Origin of the sequence: Streptomyces sp. SID3343 (assembly GCF_009865215.1) — a bacterium.
In the GTDB taxonomy this organism is placed as follows: Bacteria; Actinomycetota; Actinomycetes; order Streptomycetales; family Streptomycetaceae; genus Embleya.
Genome location: NZ_WWJX01000297.1, coordinates 1 through 14,830 on the forward strand (window position 1 = coordinate 1; position 14,830 = coordinate 14,830).

Genomic DNA, 14,830 nt, shown 5'->3' on the forward strand with positions numbered 1-14,830 from the left:
CGCACCCGACGGCTCACGGCGCGGCCGGCGGGTTCACGTCGCCCGCCGCGACGTCGACCGCGCGCGGGCACCGGCCCGGTGCGCAGGGCGACCGATCAAGGCGGGGAGTCGCTTACTCGGCAAGCAGTTCGTCGAGTTGGCGGCGGGCGCTGTGCTCGATGGCGTGGCCGGCGTCCCGGTAGTAGGCGAGTGCCACGACCGCGACGGTCAGTGCCCAGCCGCGGGCCCGGGCCCAGGTCGCGTCGTCGATTGCCAACGCCGCGCGGAACAGCTCCCGGGTGTCGGCCGACAACACCGACCACGCGGTCATCACGTCGGCCGCCGGGTCGCCCACGGCCAGGCCGCCGAAGTCGATCACGGCGCTCAGTCGGCCGTCGACGGTCAGCAGGTTCCCGGCGTGGAGATCGCCGTGGATCCACACCGGCGGGCCCGTCCACCCCGGTGCGCGTAGCGCCGCCTCCCACCGTGCGGTCAGCGCGTCGGTGTCGAAGAGGTCGGCCAGATCGGCGATCGCGACCCGGGTGTCGCGGTCGCGCCGGGCCAGTGGCTCGCCGCGGAAGAAGTTGTGCGCCCCCGGAGGCGGCCCGTCCGCCGCGTCGATTCCTTGCAGGGCGGCGACGAACTCGGCCAGTGCGACGGCCGCTCGGCGCGGGTCGGCGGGCCGGGCGACCGTGGCGTCTCGGCCGTCGAGCCACGCGTACACCGACCAGGGCCACGGATAACCCTCGGCCGGCGCGCCCATCGCCACCGGCACGGGAACGTCGAGGGGCAGGTGAGCGGCCAGTCCCGGCAGCCACCGCTGTTCCTTCTCGACCGACAGGACCGCCCACTCGACGCGCGGGAGCCGTACGGACAGCTCCGTCCCGAGGCGGTAGATGGTGTTGTCCGTCCCACCCGAGTCGACCGGGACGAGCGGCAGATCCGCCCACTGCGGGAACTGCGCCGCGATCAACTCGGCGACGAGCGGTGCGTCGACGTCGATCGCGGCGGCGGGTGGGTGCTCGGCGGACAAGGGCGACTCCCTGCATCGGATTCAGGACGGCGATGATCCATGGCACCGCCGAACGCCCTCACCTGTCGACCGATTTATCCCGGCGACGGGGCGGGCCGGCCGTCACGCGCGGCGGAACTCCGGGAGGTCGGGCTATCACCGGGAGGACTTCGAGTGCGTGTTCTGCGGCGCGGACCTGCCGGCGTTGTGGAACGTCGACCCGTGCAACGAGTCGACCCGTGCAACGAGTCGACCCGTGCAACGATCCGTACGTCGACCCGTACGAAGCCGGAGCCTGACAGGTGAGATCAGCGCGCTGACAGGCGCCGGCAGCCTCGGTCAGCGGATTGTGCGGGGGCTGCCGGCGGCTCGGCGGATGCTCGTTTCATGGACACCACGCGCAACCCCACTCGCAAGGCCCCCGGCCTGGTCAACGCCTTCGCACGGTTCGTCGTGCTCGGCGGCGGCGTCGGCCTCGCGAGCAGCGGGACGCTGGTCCTGCTCGCCGGCCACATACCGTTCGTCGCCGCGAACGCGCTCGTCACGATCGCCTCGACGCTGCTCGCCACCGAGTTGCACAGCCGCTTCACCTTCGGCGGCGACAAGCCCGACAAGGCCGACCACGTCAAGGCGGGCCTGACCGTGCTGGTCTGCTACCTCTTCACCACCGCCGCGATGCTCACGCTGCACGCGCTGCGCCCCCACGCCGGCGTCCTGGTCGAGCAGTCGGTGTACCTCTCGGCCTCCGGCCTCGCCGGCATCGGCCGCTTCGCGTTCATGCGCCTGGTCGTCTTCGCGAAGGGCCCCAAGGCCGAGGCCGACCCGCGACTCCTGGTCCGCGAGTCGGTCGCGGTCGCGGCCTGATCGCGCGCCGGCGGCGGTATGCCCCGAGTGCTTCGCGAACGGTCGCCGGGTCTCACCCGGTGACGAAGCAGAACTCGTTTCCGCCCGGGTCGAGCATCGTCCGAAACGCGCCCTGTTCGTCGGTGACCGTCCTACCGACCGCAGTGGCTCCGAGCGCGACGGCCGCAGCAACAGCGGCCGCGATGTCGTCGACCTCGATGTCGAGATGCAGCCGATTCTTGACGACCTTGTCCTCGGGCACCGGTTGGAACGCCATCCGTACGGACCCGGGCGCCTCGACGTGCGACCACCCACGTGCGCGATCGACCGGCTCACCCCCGAGCAACGCGGCCCAGAACCGCACCAGCGACCGGGGATCCCGGCAATCCACGACCATCTGCCTCACCCGAGCTCGCACGCACCGACCCTACGACCCCCACCCGAACCCCCGCCCCGACGACCCGACTTCGAGCCCGCGCGACACCGAGTCGGCGGTGTGCCCGATCGGGTGAATCAAGCGCGAGTCATCCCCTGACGAGTAGGTGTCGTCCTACGGTTCCCTCGTTGCTTCGGGGAGGGGAAAGGCGGGTGTAAGCGTGATCGGATCGGTGTATCCCCACTGTGTGGAAACCGATGGGAAACCGACGGCGCCGTTCCTTGCCGAGTTCTTCGAGCTCTCCGAGCGACTGAAGAACGATCGCGTGGAGCTCATCGACGGGAACATCAACGTGGCACCACCGCCGGACGGAGACCACGAGACGATCATCGACCAACTGCGGCAGCAGATGCTCGGCTCGGCGGTCGCGTTGAGCGCGTCGGGCAACAAGGGTCTCGTGCTCCCTACCGGTGACCACGTGGTGCCGGACGCGACGTACGTACCCCGCGGTGCGCTGCGGCACGCGCGGTCGTGGATGCCTCCGGACGATGTGCTGCTCGTGGTCGAGGTGACGTCGTCCGATCCGAATCGAGACCGGAAGAAGAAGTACCGGGCCTATGCCCAGTCGGGCATTCCCTTCTATCTCCTGGTCGATCGTCGAAACGGCAAGGTGATCCTGTACTCCGACCCGGAGCGTGATGCGTACACCGGCCGCACCGAGGTCGCCTTCGGCAAGCGACTGGTGCTACCGGCTCCGTTTTCCACGACCATCGATACCGCCGACCTGGTCGACTGAACCGTGAGGACGTGACGTCGTGGCGGATGGGGAGGACGAAGCGGGCGGGACGGCGGCAGGGTTGAGCCCGCTCGCGCGGCGGGTGCTCGCGGCGATGTTGGCGGTCCCGGAAGGGATCAAGTTCACCGGCAGGGACTTGGCCGACGTGATGCCCGAAGGGCCGTACCGGATCCAGAAGGCGTTGCGGGAGTTGGGCAGCACCGGGCATCGGACGATCCGGCGACTGAAGCGGCCGAACGGGCAGTTCTACGTCGAGGTGGAGTATCACGCGATGCCGGTCGAAGACTGACCGGGTTGGACCGCACAATCGTGTTGACGTAATTACGCATATACGTAAGATCGGTGTCGTGGTCAACCGATCGAATACCGAGCAGGCCGACCTCGTCGCGCGGCTCGACGCGCTGACCGAGCGGGTCACGGCCCTGGAGGCCGCCGCCGCCGAGAAGCCGCCGCAGGGCGCACCCGCCGAGAACGAGACCGGCGACGAGCTTTTCTGGGCACTGACAGGGCTCAAGGAGCGTCACGGCGTCGGCACGCTTTTGTACACCGGCGCCGTCGAGCTCGCCCCCGGGCACCCCGTCGAGTGGCAACTCGCCGCCGACGCCCGGGATTTGCTCGACGAGGATTGGGCTCCGTTCGCCGACGGGCTCGTCGCGCTCGGCCACCCCGTCAGGTTGTCGCTGCTGCGTGAAGTCCTGCGCGGCACGTCCACCGCGGCCGAACTGGGCGCCATGGAGGGCATGGGCACGAGCGGGCAGGTCTATCACCACCTCCGCCAACTCGTCGCCGCCGGTTGGCTTCGCACGGTCGGCCGCGGGCACTACCAGGTGCCGGTTCAGCGGGTCGTACCGCTGCTCGTGATCCTGTTCGCCGCTCGACCGTAGGCCGGCCGCTGCCACCCCGCCCATCCGTCACTCACCGCGTCGACACCACCCGAGGAGACCGTCGTGGATCTGGACACCCTTGCCCGCAGGACGGCCGACGCGCTGGTCGCGGCCGGGCAACCGGGGGTTGTCGTCGGCGCGATCAGCGGCGAGGACACCGCGATCGCCGGAGCCGGAACCGCGGGCACGGCCGGAGCCCGAGCCGGAGCCGGAAACAGCGGTGTCGAAGGCGGTACCGACGGCAACGGCCCTCCAGGGCCGCGCACGATGTTCGAGATCGGGTCCGTAACCAAGACGTTCACGTCGCTCGTCCTGCTCTCCCGGGTCCGCGCCGGCGCCGTGGCGCTCGACCAGCCCGTGCGCGAACTGCTGCCCGAGGGCACCCGGGTGCCCGAGCTGAACGGGCGCGCGATCACCCTTGTCGACCTCGCCACGCACACCTCGGGACTGCCGCGCCTGCCACCGCGGATGACGCAGTGGCCGAAGCTGTTCAGGCGCGATCCGTATGCCCGCTACACCCCCGACCGCCTTCTCGGCGAGCTGGCCAAAACCCGGCTGCTGTCGATTCCGGGGGAGCAGGTGCTGTACTCCAACCTCGGCGTGGCCCTGCTCGGCACGGCCCTCGCGCACCACGCCGGCACCGACTACGCGACCCTGGTCACGCGCGAGGTGATCGAGCCGCTCGGGCTGACCGACACGGTGCTGACCCTCGATCGGGATCAGGCCGCCCGGATGGCCCAGGGCTACGTCGAAGCCGGGAAGCCCACACCGCCGTGGACGTTCGATGCCTTCGCCGGCGCGGGCGGCCTGCGCTCGACCGCAGTCGACATGATCGCGTTCGTCCGTGCGCACCTGGGCGACGGTCCTGCCGCGGGGGCGCTGCGGGAGAGCTGCGCTGTCCGCCGACCGATATCCGAGGGGACCTGGATGCAGCCCGGCTGGGTCACCGTCCGCGAGGAAGACCCCATCCACCTGCACGACGGCGGCACAGGCGGATTCGTGTCGTTGATCGGCCTGATGCCGTCGCGGCACGCCGCCGTGGTGGTGCTGGCGAACTCGACCGGCGACGTCACCCAACCCGGCGTCCGCTTGCTGGACGAGATCTCCACGCTCGCGGGATAGAGCCGGCTGCCGGGCCGGTTTCAGCCCTCGTCCCCGTTCGGGCCCTCGTCGTCGTCCTCCGGCAACAGGTCGTACGTCGGATCCGACATCGCCAGATGGCCCTCCGACTCACCGACGATGCCGCGCACCCGAAGGCGTCGTCCCGGTTCCAACCCGGCCACGTTGCGGCGCCCGTGGAAGAGCAGTTTGAGCCCGCCGGTGCTGTCGTACAGCTCCACTTCGAGTCTGGGCGCGGCCGTCTCCGCTGACGGCGACACCGCCCTGATCCGCCCGACCACCTCGGCGCGTCGGCGCCACTTCAGCGCCGCGACCGAGCCCACCGGGATGGTCGCGTGCGCCGAAGCCGGCGTCCCACCGGCCGCTTCCGGTTCGTTGTCCAGTGTCGGCAACAGCCGGGGGACGCACTTCGCGGGCGGCTCGTCCGCGCTCCCGAGCACGTGTCGGCGATGCGCCATCGCCGCGCCCACGTCGAACGGCACGATCGTCGCCACCGCGTGCGGCACCCGGGTCACCGCCGACGCGATCTCGTCCGTGGTGCGACCGTGCAGGAGCCGCCCGATCACCGGCGGGTACGTCCGGGTGGGCAGCAGCAACGTGACCCCCGAGGCCCCGTCGGCCACCTCGCGGGCGGCCAGTTCCAGGACCGCCCGGGCGAGCCGCCGGTCGGGACACTCGACCAGTTCCAGCGGGATGTCCGCCGCCCGGCTCGCCTCCCAGCGCGCCTGCAACCTCTTCGCGCGCCGATTGTCCAACTCGAAGTGCACCGCGTGCAGGTCGTCGGCACCCAGCGAGCGCCCGTACCGCACCGCCTGGAGCACCGCGACGTCCAGCGAGTCGACCAACACCACCACCACCGAGCGGTCCCTGACCCCGAACTCGGCCGTGGCCGGCGCCTCCGCGAGGGCCGCGACCTCCTCGCGATAGCGCCGGTTGACCCCGATCAACGCCCACACGCCGAGCGGGAACAGCACCACGACGAGCCAGGCGCCCTCGGTGAACTTGGTGATCGCGAAGATCAACACGACCGCACCGGACACGAAGGCCGCGAGCGCGTTGATCGTGCACCCCACCTGCCACCGCCGGGTCCGACGCGTCCAGTGATGCTTCGTCAGGCCGGCGCCGGCCATCGTGAACCCGGTGAACACGCCGATCGCGTACAGCGCGACCAACGAGTCCACGCTCGCCTGGGTCACCAGCAGCAGCGCGACGGCCGGCACCGCGAGCAGGATGATCCCGTTCGAGAAGGCCAGGCGGTGTCCGCGCTTGCGCAGCATCCTCGGCAGGAACGCGTCCTCGGCGACGAAGTCGACCAGGAACGGGAAGCCGTTGAACGGCGTGTTCGCGCCCGTGTACAGGATCAGCGCGGTCGCGAGCTGGACGAAGATCAACCCGGCCCGACCGAACACACCCCCGCCCAGGATCAGGTGGGCCTCCTGCGCGATCACCGTCGGGTCGCCGTCCGTGAACGGGATCGCGTGTGTGATGTGCGCCAGGAGCGAGATGCCCAGGACGAGGATCGCCAGCACGAGCGACATCGCCACGAGCGTCTTGCGCGCGTTGTCGCCCTGCGGTTCGCGAAACGACGAGACGCTGTTGGAGAGTGCTTCGAGCCCGGTCAACGACGAGCCGCCGTTGGCGAACGCGCGCAGTACGACGAACAGCGAGGCCCCGTACAGCAGGCCGTTCCCGGACGGGCCGAGCGGCACCGCGCCGGCGGCGTGTACGTCGGCGTGTGGCAGCGACCCGTCGATCGCCCACCGGATCACCGCGACCGCGAACACGATCGCCATGGCGCCCATGAACAGGTAGGCGGGCAGCGCGAACGCGCGTCCGGCCTCCTTGACGCCGCGCAGGTTGCCGTAGAACAGGACGGCCACCACGCCGACGCACAGTTCCGGCTTCCAGCCGCTGATGCTGGTTCCCCACACCAGGTGCAGCAGTGACGCGATCGCGTCGGTCCCGGCGGCGGTCTGCACCGCGACGGTCACGATGTAGTCGATCAACAGCGCGACGGACGCGACCTGGGCGACGCGCGGGCCGAAATTGTCGCGCGCGACGATGTAGGAGCCGCCGGCTTTCGTGTACAGGCTCACGACGTCCCAGTAGGACAGGGTGAGCAACAACAGCACGGCGAGGATCGCGTACGTCACCGGAAGCAGCAGCGTGAACGCGGCCGTTCCTACGTACGGCACGAGGGCGCGGAGCATCTGTTCGGTGCCGTACGCCGACGACGAGATGCAGTCGGATGCGAGGACGCCGAGGGCGGTGGGGTTGGACAGCTTCTCGCCGCGGAGCCGCGAGGTCACCAGGGGCGGGCCGAGCAATCGCTTCTTGAGCCGGTAGCCGACGGTCTCGGGGATCCGGACGTCCACACTCAGGGGCGCGGGCGGGCCTGTGCGGATCGGCATGTCCGGGGGCTGCCCCTGTTGCGCTTTGCGCATTCGTTGGTTGCGCCGGACGGGCCGTGCACGAGCCTGGTCGAGGTGTCCTCAAACGCCGTACGGGCTGTTGGTGGTGCCGTCGAGCGGGGAGGCAAACGTCGAGGTGTCCTCAAACGCCGGACAGGCTGGGTTGCGCCGGACGGGCCGGATCGGTGCCGTTCGGCAGGGCGCTACGTGGCGGGTGCGGATGCGAACGCCGGACGGGGGGTGGGCCGTCCGGCGTTCGTGGTGGTGTGGTTGCTAGTTGATCGTCCAGGTGTCGTTGCCCTGGATCAGCGACGCCAGGTCGCCCGGGCCCTGCTTGGTGGCGGCTTCGGTCATCTGGGCCGACATCAGTCGGTCGTAGACCGGGCGCTCGATGTCGCGGAAGACGCCGATCGGGGTGTGCGTGTTGCTGGTCAGGTCGCCGAGTCGGGTCAGCGCGAAGGCCAACTCCGGGTTGTCCGCGTGGGCGTCGTGGACCATCAGGGCGTCCGCGCCGACCTGCGCGACCTCGGCGACGGACAGCGAGCCCTCGGCACCGCGGACGACACCGAACTGACCCTCGGCGCCGAAGCGGATCGGCTGCCCGTGCTCCAGCCGGATCGTCACGTCGTCGCGCCGAGCCGGGTCCTTGAGCTGCTCGAACGCGCCGTCGTTGAAGATGTTGCAGTTCTGGTAGATCTCCACCAGAGCGGTGCCCTCGTGCGCGGCGGCCGCCCGCAGTACGGACGTGAGGTGCTTGCGGTCGGAGTCGATCGACCGTGCGACGAAGGAGGCTTCGGCGCCGATCGCGAGCGACAGCGGGTTGAACGGGTGGTCGAGCGAGCCCATCGGAGTGGACTTGGTGATCTTGCCGGTCTCCGACGTCGGCGAGTACTGACCCTTCGTCAGACCGTAGATCCGGTTGTTGAACAACAGGATCTTGAGGTTGACGTTGCGCCGCAGCGCGTGGATCAGGTGGTTGCCGCCGATCGACAGCGCGTCGCCGTCACCGGTGACCACCCACACCGAAAGGTCCTCGCGCGACGTGGCCAGACCGGTCGCGATGGACGGCGCGCGCCCGTGGATCGAGTGCATGCCGTAGGTGTTCATGTAGTACGGGAAACGGCTGGAGCAGCCGATACCCGAGATCCACACGACGTTTTCCTTGCGCAGACCCAGTTCCGGCAGGAACCCCTGCACCGCCGCCAGGATCGCGTAGTCACCGCAACCCGGGCACCAGCGCACCTCCTGGTCCGACTTGAAGTCCTTCATGGACTGCTTGCCGTCCGCCTTCGGGACGAGCGACAGCGAAGGAAAACCGGAGCCGTTCGCAGACTCAGACACTTTCGATCACTTCCTGGATGACGTGAGCCAGTTCCTCGGACTTGAACGGCAGGCCGCGGACCTGGTTGTACGGCATGGCGTCCACGAGGAACTTCCCGCGCAGGAGCAGGGCGAGCTGACCCAGGTTCATTTCCGGGACGATCACCTTGTCGTACGACTTGAGCACCTCGGCGGTGTTGGCCGGGAACGGGTTGAGGTGACGCAGGTGGGCCTGCGCGACCTTGCCGCCGGCCGCCCGGACCCGGCGGACGCCCGCCGCGATCGGACCGAAGGTCGAGCCCCAGCCGATCACGAGCACCTTGGCGTCACCGGTCGCGTCGTCCACCCACAGCGGGTCGATGTCCTTCGCGATGCCGTCGATCTTGGCCTGGCGGGTGCGGACCATGAGGTCGTGGTTCGCCGGGTCGTACGAGATCGAACCGATGCCGTCGGCCTTCTCGATGCCGCCGATGCGGTGTTCGAGGCCGGGCGTGCCGGGGACCGCCCACGGGCGGGCCAGCGTCTCGGGGTCGCGCTTGTACGGCCAGAACTCCTTGGTTCCGTCCGGCATCTCCTGGTTCGGTTCGGTCGCGAACTCGACCCGCAGGTCGGGCAGTTCGGACGTCTCCGGGAGGCGCCACGGCTCCGAGCCGTTGGCCAGGTAGCCGTCGGAGAGCAGGAAGACCGGCGTGCGGTACTTCAGTGCGATCCGGGCCGCCTCGATCGTCGCCGCGAAACAGTCCGACGGGGTCTGGGGCGCCACGATCGGCACCGGAGCCTCGCCGTTGCGGCCGAACATCGCCTGCAACAGGTCGGACTGCTCGGTCTTGGTCGGCAGACCCGTGGAGGGGCCACCGCGCTGGACGTCGATGATCAGCAGCGGCAGCTCCAGGGAGACCGCCAGGCCGATCGTCTCGGACTTGAGCGCGACACCGGGACCCGACGTCGTGGTCACCCCGAGCGCACCGCCGAAGGACGCGCCGAGCGCCGCCCCGATGCCCGCGATCTCGTCCTCGGCCTGGAACGTGCGCACGCCGAAGTTCTTGTGCTTGGCGAGCTCGTGCAGGATGTCGGACGCCGGGGTGATCGGGTACGAACCGAGGTAGATCGGCAGCTCGGACAGCTGACCGGCGGCCACCAGGCCGTAGGACAGCGCGAGGTTGCCGGTGATGTTGCGGTACGTGCCGGCCGGCAGCTTGGCCGGGGCCACCTCGTACGAGACGGCGAAGTCGTCGGTGGTCTCGCCGAAGTTCCAACCGGCCTTGAACGCCGCGACGTTGGCCTCGGCGATCACCGGAAGCTTGGCGAACTTCTTGCGCAGGAACTGCACGGTCGCTTCGGTCGGCCGGTGGTACAGCCACGACAGCAGGCCCAGCGCGAACATGTTCTTCGCGCGCTCGGCGTCCTTCTTCGAGATCTCGAACTCGGACAGCGCGCCGACCGTGAGCGTGGTCAGCGGGATCGCGTGCACGTTGTAGGCGTCGAGCGAACCGTCGTCGATCGGGTTCGTCGGATAGCCCACCTTGGCCATCGCCCGCTTGGAGAACTCGTCGGTGTTGACGATGATCTCGGCTCCGCGCGGCAGGTCGCGGAGGTTGGCCTTGAGCGCGGCGGGGTTCATCGCGACCAGCACGGTCGGCGCGTCACCCGGCGTCAGGATGTCGTGGTCGGCGAAATGGAGTTGGAAACTCGACACACCCGGAAGCGTTCCTGCGGGTGCCCGAATCTCGGCGGGGAAGTTGGGCAGGGTCGACAGATCGTTGCCGAACGTCGCCGTTTCAGACGTGAAACGGTCGCCGGTCAACTGCATTCCGTCGCCGGAGTCACCGGCGAACCGGATCACGACCCGGTCGAGCTGCTTGACCTGCTTGGTCACGGGGATGGACCTCCTCGGCGCTGCGGCGGGTAGTCCGCGCACCGCGCGGATGTCGCAGTTTTCATCGTACGGCGGTACAGATGGGGGCCGTGGCGCCCCCCGGAATGGGCGAGGTTTCACCCCAGGGCGTGACGTGAGCGGCGTCACGCGCCCGTGTCGCGCGTCTGTCCTGGCCTATCCAAGCAAATTGACGACTCAGCCCTTGCGTTCGCCTTGCGGAGAACGGGTCGAGCCGTTTCGATCGACCGGATAATTGCATGGGTCCAGTAAATCGACACCTACGATGTCAGGATCCGAGATAGGCGAGTACCGCGAGTACACGTCTGTGATCGGTGTCACTGGGCGCCAGACCGAGCTTGCCGAAAATGTTGCTGACGTGCTTCTCCACCGCTCCGTCCGACACCACGAGGGCTTGCGCCACCGCCGCGTTGGTCCGTCCCTCGGCCATCAGACCCAGTACTTCGCGCTCGCGCGGTGTGAGCTTTTCCACCACGTCGCGCTTGCGCGTGCGGCCGAGCAACTGCGATACGACCTCCGGGTCGAGGGCCGTCCCGCCCGCCGCGACCCGCTCGACCGCGGCGACGAACTCACCGACGTCCGCCACCCGGTCCTTGAGCAGATAGCCGACCCCGCTCGTGTTGCCGGCGAGCAGCTCGGTGGCGTACTGCTCCTCGACGTACTGCGAAAGCACCAGTACGCCCACCTTCGGCAGCGACGCGCGCATGCGAACCGCGGCCCGGATGCCCTCGTCGGTGTGCGTGGGCGGCATGCGCACGTCCACCACACACACGTCGGGAAGCAGGTCCGCCGCGACGACGAGCAACTGCTCCGCGTCACCGACCTCGCCCACCACGTCGTGCCCACGCGCGGTCAACAAGCGTGACAGACCGTCCCGCAGTAGTACGGAATCCTCAGCGATGACGACACGCACAGCGTTCATCCCCCAAATGCGGTAGCCGCACCCGAGGAGCGGGTGCGGCTACAGTCTTCCGGATGCGCGAGGCTGCGGTGAACCGCCTGTGGACAGTGGGGCCGAAGGGGACACAGTGGTCTCAGAGTTTGCGCAGGGTCACAGCGGAAGCCACACCGTGACCTTGGTCGGTCCGCCGACGGGGCTGTCCACGGTGAGTGTGCCGTCCACGCCACGCACCCGCTCGGTCAGACCGGCCAGCCCCGAACCCTTGCCGGTCGACGCGCCGCCGGTGCCGTCGTCGGCCACGATCACGTACATCCGGCCGTCCTCGTGGCCCACGGTGACCCACGCGTGGTGCGCCCCGGCGTGCTTGGAGACGTTGGTCAGCAATTCCGACGCGCAGAAGTAGGCGACGGATTCGATCGGGGCCGGCGGCCGGTGGGGCAGGTCGACGTCGACCCGGACCGGGACCGTGCAGCGGGCCGCGATCGAGGACAGCGCCGCGTCGAGGCCGCGGTCGGTGAGCACGGCCGGGTGGATGCCGCGGGCGAGGTCGCGCAGTTCCTGGAGCGCCAGCTTGACCTCGTCGTGTGCCGACGCGACCATCCGCGCGGTGTCGCGGTCCTCGCTCTCGCTGAGGTTCTCCTTGGCCATGCCCAGGTCCATCGCGAGGGCGACGAGCCGGGCCTGAGCACCGTCGTGCAGGTCCCGCTCGATCCGGCGCAGGTCGGACGCCGCAGTGTCGACGGCCGCGCCCCGGGACACGGTCAGGTCCCGTACCTGCTCCGACAGGAAGGCCGTGCCGAGCAGGCCGCGCACCATCACGCGGTCCACGTTGGCCATGCCGCGAACCACCCACGGGGTCGCGAAGAACAGCACGACGCCGATCGCGACGGTCAGCGAGACCGGGCCCGGCCCCGCGATGTAGTGGTCGGCCCCGGGGCCCTTGGGGCCGTCGCCGGAGATCATCGCGCCCGGCATGTCGGCGGCGCGATAGAAGGGCTGGGTGAGGGGATAGGTGACCATGCTCAAGGAGGTCGCCCACAGCGTGATCGAGACGACGAACGAGAAGATGCCCCACGGCAGTTGCAGCACGAGATAGAGGGTGGCCCGCCAGCCCGTGCTGTCGCCGAGCGCGGCCTTGATCCAGCCGATCGGGCCGGACTGCCCGGGCCGCAGCGGCGCGGGGGCCCGGACGTGTTCGTCGAGCAGCGCGGCCGCCCGACCCCGCTCCAGGGCGCCGAGCGCCCTGCTGCCCATCAGGGTCGCGGCCAACAACGGCAGGCCGAGCAGGAACAGGGGGGTGAGGCCGACGCCCAGGGCGACGAAGACGACGGCATATATGAAGCCGACGATGCCGACCGGCAGATTCAGGACGAGATGGATCGTGTCGGTCCAGGTGCGAACCGTGAACGGCGCACGCAGGATGCCCGGCCGCGTACGGGCCGGGGTGTCACCTGAGGACCCGTCGAAGGCAGACGCGGGTGTGGGCATGGACATGGAGTTGCCTCGCTGGGAGAGAAGCCGATCCGTTGGGTCAACTGTGCCGTGTGCGGTCGGTCGCTCACATGGCGCGGGTCGGTGTCTTGGGGGTGGGGCTGTCCCTACCACCTGTTGTCCGGCGGGTTCGCGACCCACTCGGCGTCGTCGGCGGTCCGGAGATCGCGGACGCGGGCGTTCCGGATTGGACACCGGGGACAGGTCCACCGCAACCCCCATAGACTCCCGTGCCACAAACGTACGCAACGACCACGCAACGTTCGGGCAATGTCGACGAGGAGGCACGAGCCGGGTGGAGGGCTACTACGGAACGTACGCGCTCGTGGGTCTGGTGCTGCTGGTCGCGTCGGCCTTCGTCGCGGTGGCGTTCGCGGGCGGTCGGTTGCTGCGGCCGAGCGTGCCCACGCGCGAGAAGCTGACGACGTACGAGTGCGGGGTCGATCCCGTGGGCGAGGGATGGGCGCAGGTCCACATCCGCTATTACCTCTACGCCTATCTCTACGTCGTCTTCGCGGTCGACGCGATGTACCTGTTCCCGTGGGCCACGGTGTTCGACGCCCCCGGATTCGGCACCACGACGCTGGTGGAAATGTTCGTGTTCGTCGGCTTCCTGGCCACCGGACTTCTGTACGCGTGGCGGAAGGGCGTCCTGGCATGGACCTGACACCTCGACCGGTGGACCGGACTACGGCTCCACGAACCCCGGTCGATCTCCCGCAACCTCGCTTGGGAGTGCTCTCCCGGCTCGCGCCGGACCCGGTGCGGCTCGTGTTGAACTGGGGGCGGCGCTACTCCCTCTGGGTGTTCAACTTCGGGCTCGCGTGCTGCGCGATCGAGTTCATCGCGTCCTCGATGGCCCGACACGACTTCATCCGGCTCGGCGTGATCCCCTTCGCGCCCGGTCCGCGCCAAGCCGACCTGATGGTCGTGTCGGGCACGGTCAGCGACAAGATGGCGCCCGCGATCAAGCGGCTGTACGAGCAGATGCCCGAGCCGAAGTACGTGATCTCGTTCGGCTCGTGCGCCAACTGCGGCGGTCCCTACTGGGACTCGTACTGCGTCACCAAGGGCGTCGACCAGATCGTCCCGGTCGATGTGTACGTACCCGGGTGCCCGCCGCGCCCGGAGGCCCTGTTGCAGGGAATCCTCAAGCTCCAGGAGCAGATCGCGGTGGAGAACCCGGCCGCCCGCTACGCCCGCAAGCTGCCCCCGGCCGCGCTGAACGCGCCGCTGGTGGCCCCGCCGAAGGCCCCCGGGGGTGGTGACGCGTGACGCCGGAGGAGCTGCGCGCGGCCATCGGCGAGGAGCTGGTGGTCGCGGTGTCGGACGCGTACGGGTTGGCGACCTTGGACGTCGCGCCCGAGCACTGGGTCGCGGCGCTGACCGCCGCGCGGGACGCACTGGGCTGTGCGTTCTTCGACTGGCTGACCGGAGTGGACGAACTCGCCGACGGGTTCGGCGTGGTCGCCCACGTGTGCGCGATCCCGCACGGGCCGCGGCTGCTGCTGCGCACGCGCGTGCCGCGCGAGAGCGCGGTGTTGGCGACGGCGACCGGGGTGTACGCGGGCGCCGGGTGGCACGAGCGCGAGACGCACGAGATGTTCGGGATCGAGTTCACCGGCCACCCGGGCCTGGACCCGCTGCTGTTGCCGGACGGCTTCGAAGGGCATCCGCTGCGCAAGGAGTTCATCCTCGCGTCGCGCGTGGCAAAGCCGTGGCCGGGCGCGAAGGAACCGGGCGAGTCCGACCACGGCCCGGGCGCGCCCCGAGCCCCCGGCCGCCGCCGTACGTTGCCCCCCGG

Annotated in this window: 14 protein-coding genes and 1 pseudogene; 8 read left to right on the top strand and 7 right to left on the bottom strand. The window is 69.6% G+C overall.

The window, feature by feature from the left end:
* Positions 1–112 precede the first annotated feature (112 nt).
* Complete coding sequence (locus GT354_RS10135) at positions 113–1,012, bottom strand: aminoglycoside phosphotransferase family protein (RefSeq protein WP_161355943.1); 900 nt, start codon at positions 1,010–1,012, stop codon at positions 113–115.
* Between the two features lie 366 nt (positions 1,013–1,378).
* Between GT354_RS10135 and GT354_RS10140 the strand changes: the two genes are divergently transcribed.
* On the top strand, positions 1,379–1,855 hold the full coding sequence (locus tag GT354_RS10140) for a hypothetical protein (RefSeq protein WP_161355944.1): 477 nt from the start codon (positions 1,379–1,381) through the stop codon (positions 1,853–1,855).
* 52 nt (positions 1,856–1,907) lie between these two features.
* On the opposite strand, the gene GT354_RS10145 is transcribed toward GT354_RS10140, so the two are convergent.
* Entirely contained in the window at positions 1,908–2,252 is a 345-nt protein-coding gene (locus GT354_RS10145) for a VOC family protein (protein ID WP_161355945.1), read from the bottom strand.
* 205 nt (positions 2,253–2,457) lie between these two features.
* Between GT354_RS10145 and GT354_RS10150 the strand changes: the two genes are divergently transcribed.
* From GT354_RS10150 to GT354_RS10165, 4 genes are all read left to right on the top strand, one after another.
* Positions 2,458–3,006, top strand: a complete 549-nt coding sequence (locus GT354_RS10150) for a Uma2 family endonuclease (protein WP_161355946.1) — start codon at positions 2,458–2,460, stop codon at positions 3,004–3,006.
* A 19-nt stretch (positions 3,007–3,025) separates the two neighbouring features.
* Positions 3,026–3,295, top strand: a complete 270-nt coding sequence (locus GT354_RS10155) for a hypothetical protein (protein ID WP_161355947.1) — start codon at positions 3,026–3,028, stop codon at positions 3,293–3,295.
* 58 nt (positions 3,296–3,353) lie between these two features.
* Positions 3,354–3,890, top strand: a complete 537-nt coding sequence (locus GT354_RS10160; RefSeq protein WP_346011964.1) for a helix-turn-helix domain-containing protein — start codon at positions 3,354–3,356, stop codon at positions 3,888–3,890.
* Between the two features lie 63 nt (positions 3,891–3,953).
* Complete coding sequence (locus GT354_RS10165; protein WP_161355948.1) at positions 3,954–5,012, top strand: serine hydrolase; 1,059 nt, start codon at positions 3,954–3,956, stop codon at positions 5,010–5,012.
* Positions 5,013–5,479: 467 nt separating this feature from the next.
* Here GT354_RS10165 and GT354_RS10170 read toward each other — a convergent pair.
* From GT354_RS10170 to GT354_RS10190, 5 genes and pseudogenes are all read right to left on the bottom strand, one after another.
* Positions 5,480–7,420 (bottom strand): annotated as a pseudogene (locus tag GT354_RS10170) (APC family permease); the annotation flags it as partial.
* 273 nt (positions 7,421–7,693) lie between these two features.
* Positions 7,694–8,689: a 2-oxoacid:ferredoxin oxidoreductase subunit beta gene (locus GT354_RS10175; protein ID WP_237534586.1), complete on the bottom strand. Its 996-nt coding sequence runs from the start codon at positions 8,687–8,689 to the stop codon at positions 7,694–7,696.
* 64 nt (positions 8,690–8,753) lie between these two features.
* Positions 8,754–10,616, bottom strand: a complete 1,863-nt coding sequence (locus tag GT354_RS10180; RefSeq protein ID WP_161355951.1) for a 2-oxoacid:acceptor oxidoreductase subunit alpha — start codon at positions 10,614–10,616, stop codon at positions 8,754–8,756.
* 286 nt (positions 10,617–10,902) lie between these two features.
* Entirely contained in the window at positions 10,903–11,547 is a 645-nt protein-coding gene (locus tag GT354_RS10185) for a response regulator transcription factor (RefSeq protein ID WP_161355956.1), read from the bottom strand.
* 138 nt (positions 11,548–11,685) lie between these two features.
* Positions 11,686–13,029: a sensor histidine kinase gene (locus GT354_RS10190; RefSeq protein ID WP_237534582.1), complete on the bottom strand. Its 1,344-nt coding sequence runs from the start codon at positions 13,027–13,029 to the stop codon at positions 11,686–11,688.
* A 292-nt stretch (positions 13,030–13,321) separates the two neighbouring features.
* Here GT354_RS10190 and GT354_RS10195 point away from each other — a divergent pair, with 292 nt between their 5' ends.
* From GT354_RS10195 to GT354_RS10205, 3 genes are all read left to right on the top strand, one after another.
* Positions 13,322–13,693, top strand: coding sequence for an NADH-quinone oxidoreductase subunit A (locus GT354_RS10195; RefSeq protein ID WP_161355952.1), 372 nt, complete (start codon positions 13,322–13,324; stop codon positions 13,691–13,693).
* The gene (locus tag GT354_RS10200; RefSeq protein ID WP_161355953.1) at positions 13,684–14,301 is read left to right on the top strand and encodes an NADH-quinone oxidoreductase subunit B; all 618 of its coding nucleotides are present in this window, start codon (positions 13,684–13,686) and stop codon (positions 14,299–14,301) included. The genes GT354_RS10195 and GT354_RS10200 overlap by 10 nt, the downstream gene beginning before the upstream one ends.
* Positions 14,298–14,830 (top strand): NADH-quinone oxidoreductase subunit C (locus tag GT354_RS10205; RefSeq protein WP_161355954.1); only part of this gene is annotated, 533 nt, incomplete at its 3' end. The genes GT354_RS10200 and GT354_RS10205, both read left to right, overlap by 4 nt.

Excerpts from the sequence above, each read along its gene's own strand:
- GT354_RS10140 (WP_161355944.1), top strand. The coding sequence starts at position 1,379 with ATGGACACCACGCGCAACCCCACTCGCAAGGCCCCCGGCCTGGTCAAC.
- GT354_RS10175 (WP_237534586.1), bottom strand. The coding sequence starts at position 8,689 with ATGAAGGACTTCAAGTCGGACCAGGAGGTGCGCTGGTGCCCGGGTTGC.
- GT354_RS10190 (WP_237534582.1), bottom strand. The coding sequence starts at position 13,029 with ATGTCCATGCCCACACCCGCGTCTGCCTTCGACGGGTCCTCAGGTGAC.
- GT354_RS10200 (WP_161355953.1), top strand. The coding sequence starts at position 13,684 with ATGGACCTGACACCTCGACCGGTGGACCGGACTACGGCTCCACGAACC.